This window comes from Kitasatospora sp. NPDC058444 (assembly GCF_042721415.1).
Taxonomy (GTDB): domain Bacteria; phylum Actinomycetota; class Actinomycetes; order Streptomycetales; family Streptomycetaceae; genus Kitasatospora.
This window is the reverse complement of the sequence record NZ_JBHXLL010000001.1, coordinates 207,142-225,793: the sequence shown is the minus strand read 5'-3', so window position 1 is coordinate 225,793 and position 18,652 is coordinate 207,142. Positions and strand designations below refer to the sequence as shown.

The following is an 18,652-nucleotide window of genomic DNA, read 5'->3' as shown; positions in this document are numbered from 1 at the left end:
CTCACGGTTTGCAACGACTTCGCCCCATTCACCGTCCCGCCGTGCACCGGCAGGACGGTTGGGCCTAGGCTTCTGGTCCGTTCGGGAGTTTCGGCCGGTCGGCCCGACCGCACGAACCACCGTCCACGACACGTCAACGAGGGGAACGTTAGTGAATCTGCGCGCTCTCACCAGGGGAGACGCCGCCGTCGCAGGCGCGGCCGTCCTGCTCTTCATCGCCTCCTTCCTGCCCTACCTGACCGCGGACTGCAGCGGCCGGTACTGTGCGGATGCCTCAAAGAACGCGTGGAGCACCGAACTGTTCCCCGTCCTGCCCTCGATCTACCTGCTCGGCATCGTCGCCGCCGTGCTGATCCTGGTGCAGCGCTTCCAGGGCGAGGCCGCGGCCAACCGCCAGGTGCTCGGCCTGCGCCTGGACCAGTGGGGCATCGCCTTCTCCGTCGCCGCGCTGTGGACCTCGGTCTGGTCCCTGGGCGCCAGCCCGTACGGTTCGAGCGTCAGCCACGGCTTCGGCGCCTGGCTCGGCTTCATCGCGCTGATCGTGCTCGCCGGCGCGGCCGCCGCGAGCCCCCTGGTGCCCGCGCTGAAGGCCCCGCTGGTCTCCGACCGCCCGGCGGCCGTCCCCGGCCAGTACGGCTACCCGGGCCAGCCCGGTCACCCGGGTGCGGCCGGCCAGCCCGGCCAGTACGGCTACCCGGCCCAGGGCCACGACCCGGCGTTCGGCGGCCAGGGCGGCTACGGCTACCCGGGTGCCGGCCAGCCGCAGCCCGGCCAGCCGGTCCAGCCGCACGACGCCGGCGCCCCGGCCCCGCAGCCGGCCCAGGCCGTGCAGCAGCAGGCGCCCGCCCCGGCGGCGGACTTCCAGCCGTTCTGGTTCGCCGTCCCGGCCCCGCGCCAGCTGGCCCCGAAGGACAACCCGGCCGGTGCCCCGGTCGGCGAGGTCGTGCCGGGCACCTGGTACCTGGCCGTCGAGCAGCGCGGCGCCGCGCTGGTCGCGCAGCTGCCGGACGGCAGCCAGGGCGTGCTGGCCGACACCTCGGGCATCCAGCGCGGCTGACGTCCGCCGACACACCGCGAAGGGGCGGGACCGGTTCTCCGGTCCCGCCCCTTCCGCGTCAGCGCTCGTGCGCGCCGCCGGTTCCCGTCCGTGCGCGCGACGCCCGCCCGCACGCCCGGCTCAGCAGCAGTCCTCGACCACCAGCCCGGCCGGCAGCTGCTCCCCGCCGAAGACCGCAACCGTCGCCGGGTCCCCGCCGAGCGCGGCCACCGCCAGCAGCAGCGCCCCCGCCGTCCAGGTGGTGCGCTCCTCCGGCCAGATCGCGTCGTCCTCGAAGACGTACCCGGTCCAGTACGAGCCGTCCTCGTGCCGCAGGTGCTTCTGGATCCAGCGCAGGATGTCCACCGCGCGGTCGGACTGGCCGATCGCCCAGAGCGCGAGCGCCAGCTCGGCGCTCTCCCCGCCGGTCACCCACGGGCGGTCGCTGACGCAGCGCACGCCGAGGCCGGGGACGACGAAGCGCTCCCAGTCCCGCTCGATCCGGGCCAGCGCCTCCTCGCCGCGCAGGCCGGTGCCGAGCACCGGGTAGTACCAGTCCATCGAGTAGCGGTCCTTGTCCAGGAACCGCTCGGGGTGGTGGGAGACGGCGTGCCCCAGCCGCCCGGCCGCGAGCTCCCAGTCGGGCTGCGGCTCCTCCAGGTAGTCGGCGATGGCCAGGCCGCAGCGCAGCGCGTGGAGGATGCTGGACGAGCCGGTGAGCAGCGCCTCGTCGGTGGCGGTGCCGTCCTCGTCGACCCGCCAGGCGATCGGGCCGCCGGGCAGCCGCAGTCCGACGATGAAGTCCAGGGCGCGCCGGACGACCGGCCAGATCCACTCCAGGAAGGCGTCGTCGCCGGTGCTGAGGTGGTGGTGCCAGACCCCGACCGCGACGTAGGCGCAGAAGTTGCTCTCCTTGGCCCGGTCGGTGACCACGCCGTCGGTGTAGGCGGCGTACCAGGAGCCGTCCGGGTTCTGGGCGGCGGCGAGCCAGCGGTAGGCGGCCTCGGCGGCGGCGTGCTCGCCGGCCGTGTCGAGGGCCATCGCGGCCTCGGTGTGGTCCCAGGGGTCGAGGTGGTGGCCGGTGAACCACGGTATGGCGCCGTCGGGGCGCTGCTCGGCCAGGATGCTGCGGACGGTGTCGGCGGCCTGCTCGGCGTCGAGCACCCCGTCGAGCAGCAGCACCTCGGGGACGGCGGCGGTCACGCCGTCCCGCCCGGCGCGCGGTTGGGCTTGGAGGCGTACGCGACGAAGCTCTTGCCGATCACCGGGTTGAGCGCCCGCTCGGCGGCCTTGGTGAGGGTGCTGATCACCGGGGTGCCGACGATGTCCCAGACCAGCAGCTTGTGGTACGCCTTCACCGGCAGCGCCTTGTCGTTGTCGACGCCGACCGCGCACTTGATCCACCAGTACGGCGAGTGCAGCGCGTGCGCGTGGTGGGTGCCGTAGGGCTTCAGGCCGGCGTCCTTGAGCTTGCCGAGCAGCTCGTCGCCCCGGTAGATCCGGATGTGGCCGCCCTCGACCTCGTGGTACTCGTCGGACAGCGCCCAGCAGATCTTCTCCGGCAGCCAGCGCGGCACGGTGACGGCGAGCAGGCCGCCCGGCTTGAGGACCCGGAACATCTCGGCGAGCACGCCCTTGTCGTCCGGGATGTGCTCCATCACCTCGGAGATGATGATCTTGTCGAAGGACTCGTCCTCGAACGGCAGCGCCAGCGCGTTGCCCTCCATCGCGACCGCCGACGCGCCCTCGGGGGCCTCACCGGCCTGCTCCATGGCCGCGAACCACTTCCTGACCTCGGCGATCTCCTCGGCGTTCTGGTCGAGGGCGATCACGTTGGCGCCGCGGCGGTAGCACTCGAACGCGTGCCGGCCCCCGCCGCAGCCCAGGTCGAGCACCCGGTCGCCGGGGGCGAGCGGGAAGCGCGAGAAATCGACGGTCAGCACTGCTGGACTCCCATTCCTATTGCTGCCAAGCGTTCTTGACGCTTCGTCAGGCCTTCGTTCGGCGTGTCAAGCGTCGCCGGGCGGGCCCCCGCCCCGCCGCCACCGACCGGGCGGCCGGCCAGGACCGCGCCGTCCGGGACGGCGCTGTGCGGGACCGTCCTGTGCGGGACCGTGCCCTCCAGGACCATGCCCTCCGGGACCGTGCCGTTCGAGTGGCCGACCGGGACGGTGCCGCCCGGGGGCCCACCCCGGACGGTGCCGCCCGCCGTGCGCGTCGACACGGCCTAGGCCACGTACCGCCAGCCCGGCCCCGAGCGGGCCCGGGCGCCGACGCCGGTGGCGATCGCCGCGCGGTAGGCCTCGGCGGTCAGCTCGGCGGCCCGCTCCCAGGTGAACCGGGCCAGCACCCGCTCCCGTCCGGCCGCGCCGAGCCGGGCCCGCAGCTCCGGATCGTCCAGCAGCCGGCCGAGCGCGGCGGCCAGCGCGTCCGCCTCCCCCGGCGGCACCGCCAGGCAGGTCTCCCCGTCCGGCCCGGCCACCTCGGGGATCGCCCCGCCGGTGGTCGCGACCAGCGGGGTGCCGGTGGCCATCGCCTCGGCGGCGGGCAGCGAGAAGCCCTCGTACAGGGAGGGGACGCAGGCCACCTCGGCCGAGCGGTAGAGGTCGACCAGTTCCCGGTCGGTCAGCCCGCTGCGGAACTCGATGTGCCCGGCCAGCCCGAAGCGGCGCACCGCCTCGGCCACCGGCCCGTCCTCCTTCTGCGGCTTGCCGACCACCACCAGGTGGGCGTCCCGCTCGGTGCGCACCTTGGCGAGCGCCTCGACCAGGAAGACCAGGCCCTTCAGCGGGACGTCCGCGCTGGAGGTGGTGACGATCCGGCCGGGGACGCGCTCGACCTCCGCCGAGGGCGACCAGAGCCGGGTGTCGGCGCCGATCGGCACCACCGAGATCGCGCCCGGCACGGCGCCCAGGTGCTCGGCGATCTCGCGCTGCGAGGTCCCGGAGACGGTGATCACGCGGTCCAGCCGGGCGGCGACCCGGCGCTGCATCCGGGTGAAGGCGTACCAGCGGCGCAGCGAGAGGCGCTTGCCCCGGGTCGCGGCGGCGTCCAGCTCCAGCTGCCGGTCCACGGTGATCGGGTGGTGGATCGTGGTGACCAGCGGGAAGCCGTGCCGGGCCAGGCCGAGCAGGCCGTAGCCGAGGGTCTGGTTGTCGTGCACCACGTCGTAGCGGCCCTTGTGGGCGGCCAGGTACCGGCGGGCGCGCAGCGAGAAGGTGAGCGGCTCGGGGAAGCCGCCGGTGCGCATGGTGGCGAACTCCAGCACGTCCACCGGGCCGCGGAACTCGTCCCGGGCCGGGGTGCGGAAGGGGTCGTCGGCGCGGTAGAGGTCCAGGCTCGGCAGCTCCACCAGGCGCACCGAGCCGGGGCCGTCGACCTCGTCGAGCACCGGGTAGGGCTGGGCACCGATCACGTCCACGTGGTGGCCGAGCCGCGCCAGCTCGCGGGAGAGGTGCCGTACGTACACGCCCTGACCGCCGCAGAAGGGGTCACCGCGGTACGACAGCAGGGCAATCCGCAGCGGCTGCGCGGTCATCCTGGGCCCTCTTCTCTAGCTGCTATCGGTGCTGCCGGTGGTGCTTCCGGTCGCTAAAGTAGATCAGGTTTCAGTAGCCGGGGAACTCGTCGTCGACCACGTGAACAATGAGAGACCTCGAAGATACCGGCCCGTAGCATTTCCTCAGGAACCAGGGCTGGTGATTCCCGCCACGCCGGATCCTGCCGACCACGTGGAGCACGCCGCCACTCTCGCCAGCCCGGGAGCACCCTTGCCGCCGCACTCTCCTTCGACGTTGCCGCCGCTCTCCCCGCCGCCTTCCCCGCCGGGCGAGCCGCCGCTGACCGCGCGCCAGGCCGAACGGCGCCGGCGCATCCTGCGGGCCGCCACCGCGCTGGCGGTGCGGGGCGGGTACGAGGCGGTGCAGATGCGGGAGGTCGCGGAGAGCGCGCAGGTCGCCCTCGGCACGCTCTACCGGTACTTCCCGTCCAAGGTGCACCTGCTGGTCGCGGTGATGCTGGAGCAGCTCCAGGGCCTCCACGAGCACATCCGCCGCCACCCGCCGACCGACCTCGAACCGGCCCCGCGGGTCGCCGACACCCTCACCCGGGCCTTCCACGCGTTGCAGCGCGAACCGCTGCTCGCCGAGGCGATGGTCCGGGCGCTGTCCTTCGCGGACCGCTCGGTCGGGGCCGAGGTCGACCAGGTCAGCGTGGCCACCGGACAGCTCATCCTGGACGCGATCGGCCAGTCCGGACCGCCCACCGAGAGCCAGCGCGCGGCGGTGCGGGTGATCGAGCACACCTGGCACTCGGCCCTGGTCGCCTGGCTCTCCGGCCGCGCCTCGATCGCCGAGGTACGGGCCGACCTGCACACCGCGGCCCGGCTGCTCACCCTGCCGTGAGCGGGCGGCGGCCCCGTCGCGGCCCGTCGGTTTCCCGGGTTCGCATCTGGAACCTGTTCCTGCCCGCCTCGGGCCGCACGCCGCGCTCCGGCGGTTAGAGTCGACGGGCAGCACAACTCCATCCCGCTCCTCCCCCGGGGAAAGCCGGTGCGAACCCGGCGCTGACCCGCAGCCGTGAGACCGGCGCCGCCACCGGCCGCCCGGACGAGCCGGAGCACCCGGGGAGGGACGAGCGGCCGGCCCGGACGCACGCGCCCGGCACCGTCGAGGACTACGGAACGGCCCCGCCCGGGCCACCACCGCTCACCGAAAGGCACACCCGCACCATGCTGACCGCCGCCCGCCTGGGCGCCGCCGCCCTGTCCGCCGCGCTGCTCACCGGCATCGCCGCCGGCCCGGCCCTCGCCGACGTCACCCCGCCCGCCGTCCCGGACGGCCTGTACGGCAAGAGCGACCCGACGTACGACGGCGTCTGGCGGCAGTCCCTCGCGCTCACCGCGCTGACGACGGCCAGGATCACCCCGGCCGACTCCGCGGTCGGCTGGCTCACCGGCCAGCAGTGCGAGGACGGCGGCTGGCCCTCCTACCGGAACGCCGGCACCGCCTGCGACGCCAAGTTCGAGGACAGCAACGCCACCGCCATCGCCGTCCAGGCCCTGGTCGCCCTCGGCGGGCACCAGGACGCCGTCGACAAGGGCGTCGCCTGGCTCAAGGCCAACCAGAACGCCGACGGCAGCTGGGCCTACAACCCGGGCAACCCGGGCGACGCCGACTCCACCGGGCTCGCCGTCAACGCGCTGTTCGCCGCGAAGACCGACCCGGCGGGAGTCGCCAAGGCCGGCAAGTCCGCCTTCGACGGGCTCGCCCTGTTCCAGCTCGGCTGCGCCGCCCCCGCCGACCAGCGAGGCGCCTTCGCCTACCAGCCCGACCCGGCCGGCGGCGCCCTCACCCCGAACGCCCTGGCCAGCGCCCAGGCCGCGCTCGCCGCCGCCGGCGGCCGCCTGCCGGTCGCCACCTCGGTGCGCGCCGACGCCGCGCCCAAGGCACTGGTGTGCCCCTCCGACGCCGCGGCAGCTCCCGGCCCGGTCGCCCACGCGGACTCCGGCGAGGCCGTCGGCGCCTACCTCACCGCCCAGCTGGCGGCCGGCGGCGACCACCTCACCCTCACCACCCCGGGCGCCGCCCCCACCCCCGACTACACCGCCACCGCCTGGGCCACCCTCGCCCTCACCCAGAGCGGCCACCCCCAGCAGGCCGCCGGCGCCGTCGACTGGCTCACCAAGGAAGGCGCCACCTGGACCAAGGGCGGCACCGACGCCGGCGCCACCGCCACCCTCCTGCTGGTCGCCCAGGCCGCCCACCGCGACACCACCGCCCTGACCGGCCAGCTCACCGCCCTCGGCCCGACGCCCAAGGCCGCCGACGCCACCGCCTCGGCGACCGAGGCCCCGAAGGAGAAGAAGGACGGCGGCATCAGCCAGTACTGGCTCATCGGCGTCGGCCTCCTCGTCGGCATCGGCGGCGGCCTGCTGCTGAGCCTCCAGCGCAAGCGCAACCCCCACCTCTGATGCACCCGGCACCCCGCCTGATGCACCCGGCACCCCGCCCCACCCCGCCCGGCCGGCGGCCCTCGACCGCCCTGGCCGCGTTGCTCCTCCCCCTCCTCGGGGCGGTGCTGCTGCTCGCCTCCGCCGCGCCCGCGCACGCGGCCGGATACCGGTACTGGTCGTTCTGGCGCGGCGCCGAGGGCGGGAGCTGGGCGTACCAGCAGCAGGGGCCCGCCGTCGCGGTGCCGCCGGACGGCGCGGTGGACGGGTGGCGGTTCGCGCTGAGCCCGGACGGCGGACAGGACGCCGCGACGCCGCGGACCGCCGGGAGCTTCGCCGACATCTGCGCGGCCACCCCCGCCCAGGAGGGGCACAAGCGGGTGGCCGTCGTGCTGGACTTCGGGACCGCCGAGGACGCCGGCTCCGCCGCCGCCGTGCCCGAGCAGCGCACCGCCTGCGCCAGCGTCACACCGCGGGCCACCTCGGCCGAGGTGCTGGCCGCCGTCGCCCCGCCGCTGCGCTACGACACCAACGGGCTGCTCTGCGCCATCGCCGGGTACCCGAAGGCGGGCTGCGGCGACCAGGTCGGCGCGGCCGGCGCCGACCGGCCGGGCACCGACGCCACGTCGAACGACCACGGCAGCGGCCCGGACGTCGGCCTGATCGCCGGTGGCGCGCTGGTCGCCGTCCTCGCCGGTGGCGCCGTCTGGCAGGCCCGCCGCCGCCGTCACTCCTAACCCACCCGATCCAGGAATCCCCCGTGAGCAGCACCGCCGCCCGTAGCACCCGGCCGCCCACCGGCCCCCGTCAACTGCACCCCGGGGCCTGGTGGTTGTGGGCGCTCGGGCTGGGCGCGGCGGCCACCCGCACCACCAACCCGGCGATCCTGCTGCTGCTCGCGGCCGTCGCCGGGTACGTGGTCGCGGCCCGGCGCGGCGACGCACCCTGGTCCCGCTCGTACGGGGCGTTCCTGCGGCTGGGCCTGCTGGTGCTCGGCATCCGGCTGGTGTTCGCCGTGTTCCTCGGCTCGCCGATCCCCGGCACCCATGTGCTGTTCACCCTGCCCGAACTCCCGCTGCCCGCCTGGGCGCAGGGCGTGCGGATCGGCGGCCGGGTCACCGCCGAGGGGCTGCTCGCCGCCCTGTACGACGGGCTGCGGCTGGCCACCCTGCTGATCTGCGTCGGCGCCGCCAACTCCCTGGCCAGCCCGGCCCGCCTGCTGCGCACCCTGCCCGGCGCGCTCTACGAGGCGGGCGTCGCCGTCGTCGTGGCGATGACCTTCGCCCCCAACCTGATCGCGGACGTCCGCCGGCTGCGCGCCGCACGGCGCCTTCGCGGCCGTACCGACAAGGGCGTCGCGGCCCTGCTGAGCGTCGGACTCCCGGTACTGGAAGGCGCGTTGGAGCGGTCCATCGCACTGGCCGCCGCAATGGACACCCGGGGCTTCGGCCGCACCGCCGACGTCCCGCGCCGGCTCGCCCGGGCGACGGCCGCGCTCACCCTGGCCGGGCTGCTCGGGGTCTGCCTGGCCGCGTACGGGCTGCTGACGGCCGGCGGCGCGGGCTGGGCCCTGCCCGTCCTGCTGCTCGGCCTCGCCGCCGCCGCGGCCGGACTGCTGCTCGGCAACCGACGCTCCGTCAGAACCCGCTACCGGCCCGACCCGTGGGCCCTCCCCGAATGGCTGACCGCCGGTTCCGGGGTGGTCGTGGCCGCCCTCACCACCTACCTGGCCGCGCGGGACCCGGCCGCCTTCGCCCCCACCGTCGTCCCGCCGACCGTCCCCGCGCTGCCGCTGACCGCCGTGCTGGCCGTCCTGCTCGGCCTGGTACCGGCGTTCGCCGCCCCGACCCCGCCCCGGAGGGCATCGTGATCACCTTCGAGCAGGTCTCCGTCCGGTACGCGGACTCCGCCGCGCCCGCCCTCAGCGGCGTCGACCTCACCGTCCCCGAGGGCGAACTCTGCCTGCTGGTGGGCCCGTCCGGCTCCGGCAAGTCCACCCTGCTGGGGACGGTCAGCGGCCTGGTGCCGCACTTCACCGGCGGGGTGCTGCACGGCCGGGTCACCGTCGACGGCCGGGACACCCGCGAACACCGGCCGCGCGATCTCGCCGACCTGGTCGGCACCGTGGGGCAGGACCCGCTGGCGCACTTCGTCACCGACACGGTGGAGGACGAACTCGCCTACGGCATGGAGTCCCTGGGCCTGCCGGGCGACGTGATGCGCCGCCGGGTCGAGGAGACCCTCGACCTGCTCGGCCTCGCCGAGCTGCGCGACCGCGCGCTGACCTCCCTCTCCGGCGGCCAGCAGCAGCGCGTCGCGATCGGCTCGGTGCTCACCGTGCACCCCCGCGTGCTGATCCTCGACGAACCCACCTCGGCGCTCGACCCGGGCGCGGCCGAGGAGGTGCTGTCCGTCCTCCAACGACTGGTGCACGACCTCGGCACCACCGTGCTGATGGCCGAGCACCGACTGGAACGGGTCGTCCAGTACGCCGACCAGGTGCTGCTGCTCACCCCCGGCGCCCCGCCCGTCCTCGGCGAACCCGCCGAGGTGATGGCGCACTCCCCCGTCCACCCGCCGGTGGTCGGCCTCGGCCGGCTCGCGGGCTGGCGGCCGCTGCCGCTCTCCGTCCGCGACGCGCGCCGCAAGGCCGCCCCGCTGCGCGCCCGACTCGACGGCCGGACGCCCACCGCTGTCGGTTCCTCTGGTTCCTCTGGTTCCTCTGGTTCCTCTGGCTCTTCCGGTTCTTCCGGTTCTTCCGGTTCTTCCGGTTCTTCGTCCGGCGCCCCCATCGCCGTCGCCCACCACCTCGCCGTCCGGCGCGGCCCGGTCCCCGCCCTGCGCGGCGTGGACCTCGTGCTCCGCCCCGGCGAGATCACCGCCCTGATGGGCCGCAACGGCGCCGGCAAGTCCACCCTGCTCGGCAGCCTGGTCGGCCTGCACGCCCCGGCCTCCGGCAGCGTCCAGGTCGGCGGCCGCACCCCGCACCGCACCCGCCCCGCCGAGCTGATCCGCGAGGTCGGCCTCGTCCCGCAGGACCCGCGCGACCTGCTCTACGGCGAATCGGTCGCCGCCGAATGCGCCGCGGCCGACACCGACGCGGGCGCCGCCGCCGGCACCTGCCGCGCCCTGGTGGAACGCCTGCTGCCCGGCATCGCCGACGACGCCCACCCGCGCGACCTCTCCGAAGGCCAGCGGCTCACCCTCGCCCTCGCCGTCGTGCTCACCGCCCGGCCCCCGCTGCTGCTCCTGGACGAGCCGACCCGCGGCCTCGACTACGCCGCCAAGGCCCGGCTGGTGGAGATCCTGCGCTCGCTGGCGGCCGAGGACCACGCCGTGCTGCTCGCCACCCACGACGTCGAACTCGCCGCCGAACTCGCCCACCGCACGGTGATCCTGGCCGAGGGCGAGATCGTCGCGGACGGGCCGACCGCGGAGGTGGTGGTCTCCTCCCCCGCCTTCGCCCCGCAGGTCGCCAAGGTGCTGGCGCCCGGACCGTGGCTCACCGTCGCACAGGTCGCGGAGGCGCTGGGCGCATGAGCACTCGTCCCGTCCCGCTGGGGCGCCGGTCCGTCACGGCGCTCCTCCTCGTCACAGCCGTCGGCGTGACGGCCTTCGGCTGGCCGCTGCTCGCCTCCACCAAGTCGGCGCTGATCGGCCACTCCGCGGACGCGCCGTGGCTGTTCGCCCTCCTCCTCCCCCTTCTCCTCGCCGTCGTCATCGCCCAGATCTCCGAAGGCCGCTCGGCGGGCGGCGGAGCGCCCGGGCTGGACGCCAAGTCCGTGGCCCTGCTGGGCGTCCTGGCCGCGGCCGGCGCGGCGCTACGGCCGCTCGGCGCGGGCACGGCGGGGCTGGAGCCGATGTTCTTCCTGATGGTGCTCTCCGGGCGGGTGCTCGGACCGGGCTTCGGCTTCGTGCTCGGCTCGCTGTCGATGTTCGCCTCCGCGCTGCTCACCGGCGGGGTGGGGCCGTGGCTGCCGTTCCAAATGCTGGCGATGGGGTGGGTGTGCCTCGGCGCGGGGCTGCTGCCAGGCGCTTCCTCCCTGCGCGGCCGCCGCGAGCTCTGGCTCCTCGCCGCCTACGGAGCTCTGGCTTCCCTCCTCTACGGCACGATCATGAACCTCCAGGGCTGGCCGTACATCGGCGGCCTGGCCGGCTCCATCTCCTTCCACCCCGGCGACCCGCTGCCCGCCAATCTGGTCCGCTTCGCCGCCTACTGCCTGACCACATCGCTGGGGTGGGACCTGCCGCGAGCCGCCCTGACCGTCGTCCTGTGCGTCACCCTCGGCACCCCCGTCCTGCGCACCCTGCGCCGCACCACCCGCCGCGCCGCCTTCGACGCCCCGGTCACCTTCCACCCGCCGGAGCGCTAACGGCACACCCCGCACACCTGCCCGACCCCGGCCACGGGCCGCCCGCACATCCCGCCCCGCCCGGGGCACTCGTGCCGGCGCGGCCCCGCCGCTTCCCGTCGGGGCGCCGGAACGGCCGGCAGCCTGGTGATCCGCCCCGCCAGGACCGCCCCCACGCTGTGCGTCACCTTCTCCGGCAGCGGCGCGGACAGGACCCCGGTCAACGCCTCCCGCGTCCACCCGCCCGCCAGCAGCCCCTCCACCCGGGCCGCCTGGTCGCACAACGGCTTCCCCGCCAGGGCCATCCGGGGCTCCCTGCGCCCGAGTTCGAGCAGCAGCGCCATCCCGGCCGTCAACTTCTCGGAGGGACGGACGGAAGGTTGTTCCACGTCCTTTATCTCCGGTTCCTTGGAAGGGCTTCCCGCCTTCCCGGCGACTGGATCGCCTGGAGCTGGGACACCGGCGGCCGGGGACGCGGGAAGCGGCGGCACCGTGTGCACCGCCTTGCCCGCCACCGGCACCTCGTGCACCGAGACGACCGTCCGCACCTGCCCGGTCAGCGGGTCCCGCTGGGTCCGCCGCACGTAGTGCCCGGCCGCCTCCAACTCCCTGAGCGCCCGCGCGACGGTCGTCCGCCCCTCCACGCTCTTGGCGGCGAGGGTCCGCACGTCTTCGCGTGCGCCGTCCGGCAGGCTGAGCAGGTAGCTCAGCAGCCCGCGCGCGGCCCAACTCAGCGAGTGCTTACGGACGACGTGGCCGTTGTCGAGGATCGTGTACCCGGGAGCATGCTTTGGGATACGGTGAATCTGCATCTTGGAGGTCCTGTCTCCTGGTGCCGAACCCCGGGGTGTTGGCGCACCGCCGGGGTAACTTCTGCCCAAGTGCCGAGCACCCTTCCGATCACCCGGCATCGCAATCTTCACCGTAATGCTGTAACTCCCCGTCAAACTCCGTTCCTCATCACCCATTCGGGCGGCGCAAGCGAGCGCAGCACGGCGCACCCCAGGCTCGTAAGCCCGGGGCGCGCTTCGCACCACCCCACCTCACCCGACCACGTGGTCCGGCTCGTCCAGCCACACCCGGTGCTCACCCGCGACGGTGACGGTCAGGCCGAACCGGTCGAGGCCCGGCTCACCCTGACGCTGCCACCAGGCGTGGACGGCGGTCAGCTCGTCCCACAGGTTGCGGGGGCCGGACTGCGAGACGGCGTGCTTGCCGTCCCAGTCCGCGAGGCGGCAGTGGGCGTACGAGACCCCGTCCCACACCTCGAACCGGCCGGTACCGAGCCGGTCGTAGCCCGCCGACACCACCTGCCGGAACAGCCCCGGCAGCCGCAGCCCGATCGCGAAGGCGGCGTCGGTGTCCTCGGCCACAGCGTCGGGGGCGAGGTCGGACGGGCCGTGCCGGACGTCCTCGATCTCGAACTCGCCGCTCCCGGGGCGCTGGCCCCGCACCCACATGAAGGCGACGTCCTCGACGAACGGCCCGCTCGCGGAACGGCCGTCGTCGGCGACGGTGAGCCTCAGCAGCGCGCCGTTGCAGAACGCCGTGCCGTACGGGACGACGATCACGCCCCCGGGCACCGTCTGCTCGATCAGCGCCCCGGGCACACGCTGCACGGCCGCCGTGACGTGGACCCGGTCGTACGGCGCGGCGGCCGGATGGCCGAGCATGCCGTCGCCGACAACGGCCTTGACCGGAAGGCGATTTGCCTCCAAACGGCACCGCGCAGCGGCGGCGAGCTCAGGGTCCAACTCGACGGTGGTGACGTTCGCCGCCCCGAGCCGGCGGGCCAGCAGTGCGACCGTCCAGCCCGTGCCGGTGCCGACGTCCAGCACCCGCATGCCGTCGGAGACTTGAAGGTGCCGGAGCATCTGGGCCACGACGGTGGGCATCGAGCTGGACGAGGACGGCGTGCGGCCGTCCTCGTCCAGCCGGGTCACCAGCGGGATGTCGGATGCGACCAACTCGCCCCATTCGAGCGGGTGTTCCGACCGGTCGATCCACTCACCCTTGTGGCGGATCCGGTCCGGAACGAACAGCCCGCGCGGCACGCCCCGGAACACCGGCTCCCAGTCGGCCGACAGCGCCCCGGACTCCCGGAGTGCGTCAGTGAGCGCGTTCCACTTCACGCGACAGTCCCCCTCAAGGCTTCGACGGCTTGGGCAGGTTGGTGGGCGGCGCGTCCCGCTTGCCGTCCTGCGCCGCCGTGTCCGGCTTCCCGGAGTGGCTGCCGCCCTTGCCTCCGCCCGCCGTACCGGGCCCGTCGCCGCCGGGCCCTCCGCCGTGCTTGCCCATGTTCTGCTCCTCTCGAAGTGCTGGAGATCGTGCTCGAAGTGCCGGAGATCGCTGTCGCCGGCCTACCGGTCCGGCGGGCGGGGCGTCCGCGGCCCCACCGGCTTCGGCGGGGGCGGTTTCGGCTCGGTCCAGGACATGGCATTGCTCCTTTCGAAGCAAGGTGCGAATGAGCGGGCGAGCCCGGCAGTGCCACCGGGCAGCTGGTCGTCGAGGGCCTGGAGCCGAGGCCGATGACCGCGGCGCGACCGTTCACGGACAGACGCTTCCGATTCGTGGAGGAACTCCGTCGGTGTGAGTCGAGTACAGCCCAACTCACGGCCGCCGACCAGGCATTGTCCGTAGTCCCGGGGTTGTCCCGCCGTCACCGGCAGTAGGCTCCCGATCACCGCGAATGATGGGATTGGCCCCGTGGACGACCCGATCCGGCACCCCCTCGCCTACGCGCGCGGACTGCGCCACTGGTCACAGGGCGACCTCGTCGCGGAGCTGAACAAGGCCGCCCGCCGTCACGGGCTCCTCTCCGGTGCCGACAAGACGGCCATCAGCCGGTGGGAGCACTGGCGCAAGACGCCGAACACCGACTCCCAACTCCTCATCGCCGAGGCCTTCGACGTCCCGCTTTCGGACCTGGAGGCGTTCGGCTGGCCCTACTGGCTGCCCGGACGCGACGAACCGCTGCCGCTGGGGGCCGCTCACACCGTTCACGCACTCGACGACGCCCAGAGAGCCGCCATGGACCGCCGCACCTTCATGACCTTCAGCGCGATCTCCCTGGGCGGCCTGGCCGCCCAGTGGGCCGCCGCCGAGCCCGAGCGCCTCACCTCGGCCCTGAGCGGCAAGCCCGTGGACGGCGAACTCGTCTACTGGCTGGAGGACACCGGCAGGCAGCTGACGACCCTGCCCACGGAACAGCGTCAGCACACCGCCCGACTGGTGGACGCCCACCTCGCCACCGTCACGGACCTGATCAAGGAAGCCCGCTACGGCGAGGGGACCGGCCGCCGCCTCCACCGGCTGGCCGCCTCGCTCGCCACCACCAGCGGCTGGCACCGCTTCGACCAAGGCCGGCACTGGGCGGCCGGGAAACTCTGGGAAGCCGCCCTCCAATCAGCGAACGCCGCGGGCGACCGTGACCACGGCGCCGGAGTGCTGTCCGACTTCGCCTACCAGGCCAACTGGCTCGGCAAGGCGAAGGTCTCCATCGACCAGCTCGGACACGCCCTGTCCGGCGTCTCGCACCCCACCGCCCGCTCCCTGCTCCTCCTCCGCCGTGCCCGGGCCCACGCGGCACTCGGCGACCGCTCCGCCTGCCACCGGGACCTCTCCGACGCCGAGACCGCCCTCGCCGTCGAAGCCACCGACCCCGCTCCCGGGTGGTGCGCGTGGATGAGCCCCGCCGACCTGGCCGTGGACTCCGGCCAGTGCCTCCTCGACCTCGGCCGGACGAGCGAGGCCCACGCCCTCATCGCGGAGGGGATGGCACTGCTGCCCCGCGCCCGGGACAAAACGCGCGGCATCTTCCTGACCTACCAGGCCCGGAGCCATCTGAAGGCCAAGGACATCGAGCAGGCGCTGTCCGTCACCACCGAGTCCCTCGACCTGGCCACCCGCATCGGCGCACCCCGCTGCGTCACCCTGGTCCGCGAACTCGCGCCGGCCTTCAAGCCCTACCGCCAGGTCGACGGCGTCCCGGAGTTCCTGGAACGCCTGCGGGCCACGTGAGATCGACTCGGTGGCGCGCGCCCGGAGCGGCCCTCGGTCCGAGATCCGCCGCGACGCCGGAGCGGGCGGCTTGATCGTTCACCTGGAGCAGGGCGCTCCCCTCCCGTAGCCTTGGTTCCCTTCTCCAGGAGGCGTGTTGAGCGAGATCGTCCTGATGTCCGACCCGAAGGTCGCCGCGATACCCGTCGCGCCCCGCGACGAGCTGCTGCTGGACGTGCGGAGCGGCGGCGGGCTCCTCGTCGACGAGCGTCAGCAGGACGGGACCGGCGCCTTCGCGCACCTGCGGGCCGGGGTGCTCGACCGGTTGCTCGACGCGCAGGCCGCGCTGCCGGACGGCCTGCGGCTGCTGTTCGTCGAGGGCTACCGGCCGCCGGCGCTCCAGAGCAGCTACTTCGACGAGTACGCCGCCGAGTTGCGGGCCGCGAACCCCGAGTGGCCGGACGACCGGATCAGGTCGGCGACGAGCCGCTACGTCTCGCCGCCGGAGATCGCGCCGCACAGTGCCGGCGCTGCCGTCGACCTCACCCTCGTCGACGCCGACGGCCGTGAGCTCGACCTCGGCACCAGGGTCAACGCCAGCCCGGAGGAGAGCGCCGGGGCCTGCTACACCCACGCGGACGGGATCGGCGCTGAGGCCCGCGCCAACCGGCGGCTCCTCAGCGACGTCCTGACCGGCGCCGGGCTCGTCAACTACCCCACCGAGTGGTGGCACTGGTCGTACGGGGACCGCTACTGGGCGCTGGCCACCGGTGCGCCGACCGCGCTCTACGGGCCGGCCCAGCGGTAGCCGACACGACACGCGGCCCGTGGAGCCTGCCGAGCGGGCCTGCGGCCCCGGGTCAGGATGGCGTCGACACCGGCCCAGGCCCGAGGAGCAGAGCGATGACCGAGCAGAACCCCGAGCGGCGACTCCCCGCCGTCGCCGTCGCGATCGTCGTCAAGGACAGCCGGGTGCTGATGGTGCGGCGGCGGGTCGCCGAGGGCGAGCTGTCCTGGCAGTTCCCGGCCGGGGAGGTGGAGCCGGACGAGTCCCCGGAGGAGGCGGCCGTCCGCGAGACCGCCGAGGAGACCGGCCTCCGCGTCGCCGCCGCCCGGCTGCTCGGCGAGCGGGAGCATCCGCAGAGCGGGCGGCGGATGGCGTACACGGCCTGCGAGGTGGTCGGCGGAACCGCCACCGTCGCGGACTCCGACGAGTTGGACCGGGTGGTGTGGGCGTCGCGCGCCGAACTGGCCGAGTACGTGCCGTTCCCGCTGTTCCCACCGGTGCAGGAGTACCTGGACGGCACGCTCGCCGGGTAGGGCGCGGGGCGGCGGACGAACTCGCGCGAGAAGTCGGCCCGTCCGACTTCCCACGCACGAGCACCACCGCCGGTGTCCGGAACTCATCCCCGCCGTAGGGACGTTCGGACGTTCGGACGGGAGACCGGTCGTCCCCGCCCCGGAAGGAAACGCGTGACGACCGCGCACGGAACCCCGTCCGACCCCGACCACGCCGCACCGCGGGCCCGCCGCCCGGGGCGGGAGCCGGTCACCGACGAGACGGTCGCCCGGTTCCGGGTCCAGGCCCGCACCGACCCCGCCTCGGGCCTGCCCGCACTGGCCGAGGCGCTGCGGGACCGGGCCTACGGCGAGCCCCGGCCCCGGCCCGAGGAGGCCGTCCCGTTCCTGGAAGAGTCCGCCGGCATCTACCGCGCCCTGGTCGCCGACGGCGGCACCGAACACCTGGGCGCCGCCGCCAACGCCCTCGCCTCCCTCGCCCTGAAGTACTCCCTGGCCCACGCCGACGACCTCGCCCTCGCGGCCCGACAGGAGGCGGCCGACCTGGCCTCGCGCGCCGAAGCGGCCCGGCCGGTGCCGGACCTCGGCCGGGCCGCCGTCCTGCGCGCCGACCTCTCCCACGCCCTCGCCGAGGCGGGCCGGTTCGACGAGGCCGTGGACGCCGCCCGCGCCGTGGCCGCCCGCTCCCGGGCGGTGACCGAGCCCGGCGGGAGCGACCTGACGTGGCGCCTGCTCGACCTCACCGTGCTGCTCCGCCTCGCGGACCGCACCGAAGAGGCCGTGGCCGCCGAGCACGAGGCCCTCGCCTGGCTGCGCGAGGGCCGCACGGAGCCGGACCGCAGCCCCGTGCCCGCCCTGCGGACCGCCGGTGCCGCCCTGTGGTTCGCCGACCTCGGCGACCCCGGGCAGGCCCACCACCTGCTCGCGGAGGCCGCCCGTGCCTGCGAGCGCCTGCCCGCCCGCGGTGGGCGGGGCAACTTCGGCTTCCTCGAGGGCCTGCGGGGCGCCCTGTTCGCCCGCTCCGGTGTGAGGGACGAACAGGCGGCGGCCGACGCCCCGGACCCGCTCGCGCTCGGCGTCGACCCGGGCCGACGCCTCCAGCCGGTGCTGGGCCTGAGCCTCCACCACTGGTCCTTCAGCCTGCGCGATTCCTTCCAGGACGGACTGGTCACCCTCGCGCGGGCCGTCGAGGCTGTCACCGGCGTTCCCGAGCCGACCGACCGCCTCCCGGACGAGGACGACCTGCCTGAGCCGACCGACGGCCCGCCGCCCCTGCCGGACGACCGCGAGCTGCTCGCCGCCCTCGGCACCCTCACCCGGCGGCTCGACCTGCGCCGGGCGGTCCTGGGGGAGCATCCGACCTCCTACGCCCGCACGGCTCTCCCCCGGCTGCGGCGCAGCGTCCGCATCGAACGGCGCCTCCACGCGACGGACCCCGCCGCCGACACCCGGCGCCTGGTCAGGGCGCTCACCGATCTGGCCATGGCGCAACTCGTCCACGGCGACCACGCCGACGCGACCGGCACCCTGCACGAGGCCCTCGCGCTCGCCGGCTGATCGGGACGGTCAGCCACCGATGCCCGTGCCGGCGCCGAACTTCCCGCCGCGGGAGGCCAGTTCCTTGAGCACGACCCCGCCGCGCCCGGCGAGGTGCGACCGCCGCAGGCTGTCGTCGCGCCGGGTGAACTGGGCCACCGCGCCGCCCCGGCCGAGGGTGACGGCCCGGGCGATGTAGCGCGGGGTGTACGGCGCGGGGGTGCGGCCCGCGAGCAGGCGGCGCAGGTTGTCCACGGCGCGGACGGCCTGCGGGCCGGCCAGCGCGCAGGCGAAGCGGGCCCCGGGGACGGCCGCGCAGTCGCCGATGGCGAAGAGCCGCTCGTCGTCGACGCAGCGCAGGGACGCGTCCACGGCCGTCCGGCCGTCCCCGTCGACGGTGAGGCCGCTGCGGGCCGCGAGCATGCCCGCGTAACCGGCGCCCACCACGACCACCTTCATCTCGGGTACCACCGTCATCCC

The 18,652-nt window shown here is 74.9% G+C and carries 18 protein-coding genes; 11 read left to right on the top strand and 7 right to left on the bottom strand.

The window, feature by feature from the left end; genetic code table 11:
• Positions 1 to 151: 151 nt before the first annotated feature.
• On the top strand, positions 152 to 1,057 hold the full coding sequence (locus ACFWP2_RS01075) for a hypothetical protein (RefSeq protein ID WP_380446951.1): 906 nt from the start codon (positions 152 to 154) through the stop codon (positions 1,055 to 1,057).
• Positions 1,058 to 1,177: 120 nt separating this feature from the next.
• On the opposite strand, the gene ACFWP2_RS01070 is transcribed toward ACFWP2_RS01075, so the two are convergent.
• The 3 genes from ACFWP2_RS01070 to ACFWP2_RS01060 form a co-directional block, all read right to left on the bottom strand.
• Entirely contained in the window at positions 1,178 to 2,239 is a 1,062-nt protein-coding gene (locus ACFWP2_RS01070; protein ID WP_380446949.1) for a prenyltransferase, read from the bottom strand.
• A complete protein-coding gene (locus ACFWP2_RS01065) occupies positions 2,236 to 2,979 on the bottom strand; it encodes a class I SAM-dependent methyltransferase (RefSeq protein ID WP_380446947.1) in 744 nt (247 codons plus the stop codon). Before ACFWP2_RS01065 ends, ACFWP2_RS01070 begins: the two co-directional genes overlap by 4 nt.
• Positions 2,980 to 3,263: 284 nt before the next feature.
• Positions 3,264 to 4,574, bottom strand: a complete 1,311-nt coding sequence (locus ACFWP2_RS01060) for a glycosyltransferase family 4 protein (protein ID WP_380446944.1) — start codon at positions 4,572 to 4,574, stop codon at positions 3,264 to 3,266.
• A gap of 256 nt (positions 4,575 to 4,830) precedes the next feature.
• Here ACFWP2_RS01060 and ACFWP2_RS01055 point away from each other — a divergent pair, with 256 nt between their 5' ends.
• The 6 genes from ACFWP2_RS01055 (at position 4,831) to ACFWP2_RS01030 (ending at position 11,359) form a co-directional block, all read left to right on the top strand.
• Positions 4,831 to 5,439 carry a TetR family transcriptional regulator gene (locus ACFWP2_RS01055; RefSeq protein ID WP_380446942.1) on the top strand — a complete coding sequence of 203 codons (609 nt, stop codon included), beginning with the start codon at positions 4,831 to 4,833 and terminating at the stop codon, positions 5,437 to 5,439.
• 326 nt (positions 5,440 to 5,765) lie between these two features.
• Complete coding sequence (locus ACFWP2_RS01050) at positions 5,766 to 7,007, top strand: prenyltransferase/squalene oxidase repeat-containing protein (protein WP_380446939.1); 1,242 nt, start codon at positions 5,766 to 5,768, stop codon at positions 7,005 to 7,007.
• Positions 7,008 to 7,027: 20 nt separating this feature from the next.
• Positions 7,028 to 7,723 (top strand): SCO2322 family protein, encoded by a 696-nt coding sequence (locus ACFWP2_RS01045; RefSeq protein ID WP_380447478.1) that lies wholly within the window; start codon positions 7,028 to 7,030, stop codon positions 7,721 to 7,723.
• Between the two features lie 23 nt (positions 7,724 to 7,746).
• On the top strand, positions 7,747 to 8,856 hold the full coding sequence (locus ACFWP2_RS01040) for a CbiQ family ECF transporter T component (RefSeq protein WP_380446937.1): 1,110 nt from the start codon (positions 7,747 to 7,749) through the stop codon (positions 8,854 to 8,856).
• Positions 8,853 to 10,526, top strand: coding sequence for an ABC transporter ATP-binding protein (locus ACFWP2_RS01035; RefSeq protein WP_380446935.1), 1,674 nt, complete (start codon positions 8,853 to 8,855; stop codon positions 10,524 to 10,526). Before ACFWP2_RS01040 ends, ACFWP2_RS01035 begins: the two co-directional genes overlap by 4 nt.
• A complete protein-coding gene (locus tag ACFWP2_RS01030) occupies positions 10,523 to 11,359 on the top strand; it encodes an ECF transporter S component (protein ID WP_380446933.1) in 837 nt (278 codons plus the stop codon). The genes ACFWP2_RS01035 and ACFWP2_RS01030 overlap by 4 nt, the downstream gene beginning before the upstream one ends.
• On the opposite strand, the gene ACFWP2_RS01025 is transcribed toward ACFWP2_RS01030, so the two are convergent.
• From ACFWP2_RS01025 to ACFWP2_RS01015, 3 genes are all read right to left on the bottom strand, one after another.
• Positions 11,356 to 12,150 carry a helix-turn-helix domain-containing protein gene (locus ACFWP2_RS01025; protein ID WP_380446930.1) on the bottom strand — a complete coding sequence of 265 codons (795 nt, stop codon included), beginning with the start codon at positions 12,148 to 12,150 and terminating at the stop codon, positions 11,356 to 11,358. The genes ACFWP2_RS01030 and ACFWP2_RS01025 overlap by 4 nt on opposite strands.
• 231 nt (positions 12,151 to 12,381) lie before the next feature.
• The gene (locus tag ACFWP2_RS01020) at positions 12,382 to 13,470 is read right to left on the bottom strand and encodes a methyltransferase domain-containing protein (RefSeq protein WP_380446927.1); all 1,089 of its coding nucleotides are present in this window, start codon (positions 13,468 to 13,470) and stop codon (positions 12,382 to 12,384) included.
• 13 nt (positions 13,471 to 13,483) lie between these two features.
• Positions 13,484 to 13,636 (bottom strand): hypothetical protein, encoded by a 153-nt coding sequence (locus ACFWP2_RS01015; RefSeq protein ID WP_380446925.1) that lies wholly within the window; start codon positions 13,634 to 13,636, stop codon positions 13,484 to 13,486.
• 408 nt (positions 13,637 to 14,044) lie between these two features.
• Between ACFWP2_RS01015 and ACFWP2_RS01010 the strand changes: the two genes are divergently transcribed.
• The 4 genes from ACFWP2_RS01010 (at position 14,045) to ACFWP2_RS00995 (ending at position 18,193) form a co-directional block, all read left to right on the top strand.
• Complete coding sequence (locus ACFWP2_RS01010) at positions 14,045 to 15,358, top strand: helix-turn-helix transcriptional regulator (RefSeq protein WP_380446923.1); 1,314 nt, start codon at positions 14,045 to 14,047, stop codon at positions 15,356 to 15,358.
• A 136-nt stretch (positions 15,359 to 15,494) separates the two neighbouring features.
• A complete protein-coding gene (locus ACFWP2_RS01005; protein ID WP_380446921.1) occupies positions 15,495 to 16,145 on the top strand; it encodes a M15 family metallopeptidase in 651 nt (216 codons plus the stop codon).
• A gap of 95 nt (positions 16,146 to 16,240) precedes the next feature.
• Positions 16,241 to 16,657 carry an NUDIX hydrolase gene (locus ACFWP2_RS01000; protein WP_380446919.1) on the top strand — a complete coding sequence of 139 codons (417 nt, stop codon included), beginning with the start codon at positions 16,241 to 16,243 and terminating at the stop codon, positions 16,655 to 16,657.
• Between the two features lie 153 nt (positions 16,658 to 16,810).
• Complete coding sequence (locus ACFWP2_RS00995) at positions 16,811 to 18,193, top strand: hypothetical protein (protein ID WP_380446917.1); 1,383 nt, start codon at positions 16,811 to 16,813, stop codon at positions 18,191 to 18,193.
• A 9-nt stretch (positions 18,194 to 18,202) separates the two neighbouring features.
• On the opposite strand, the gene ACFWP2_RS00990 is transcribed toward ACFWP2_RS00995, so the two are convergent.
• Positions 18,203 to 18,649 carry a hypothetical protein gene (locus ACFWP2_RS00990; RefSeq protein WP_380446915.1) on the bottom strand — a complete coding sequence of 149 codons (447 nt, stop codon included), beginning with the start codon at positions 18,647 to 18,649 and terminating at the stop codon, positions 18,203 to 18,205.
• Positions 18,650 to 18,652 lie beyond the last annotated feature (3 nt).

Coding starts and splice junctions, on each gene's coding strand:
- ACFWP2_RS01060 (WP_380446944.1), bottom strand. CDS start 4,574: ATGACCGCGCAGCCGCTGCGGATTGCCCTGCTGTCGTACCGCGGTGAC.
- ACFWP2_RS01050 (WP_380446939.1), top strand. CDS start 5,766: ATGCTGACCGCCGCCCGCCTGGGCGCCGCCGCCCTGTCCGCCGCGCTG.
- ACFWP2_RS01045 (WP_380447478.1), top strand. CDS start 7,028: ATGCACCCGGCACCCCGCCCCACCCCGCCCGGCCGGCGGCCCTCGACC.
- ACFWP2_RS01030 (WP_380446933.1), top strand. CDS start 10,523: ATGAGCACTCGTCCCGTCCCGCTGGGGCGCCGGTCCGTCACGGCGCTC.
- ACFWP2_RS01025 (WP_380446930.1), bottom strand. CDS start 12,150: ATGCAGATTCACCGTATCCCAAAGCATGCTCCCGGGTACACGATCCTC.
- ACFWP2_RS01015 (WP_380446925.1), bottom strand. CDS start 13,636: ATGGGCAAGCACGGCGGAGGGCCCGGCGGCGACGGGCCCGGTACGGCG.
- ACFWP2_RS01000 (WP_380446919.1), top strand. CDS start 16,241: ATGACCGAGCAGAACCCCGAGCGGCGACTCCCCGCCGTCGCCGTCGCG.
- ACFWP2_RS00990 (WP_380446915.1), bottom strand. CDS start 18,649: ATGACGGTGGTACCCGAGATGAAGGTGGTCGTGGTGGGCGCCGGTTAC.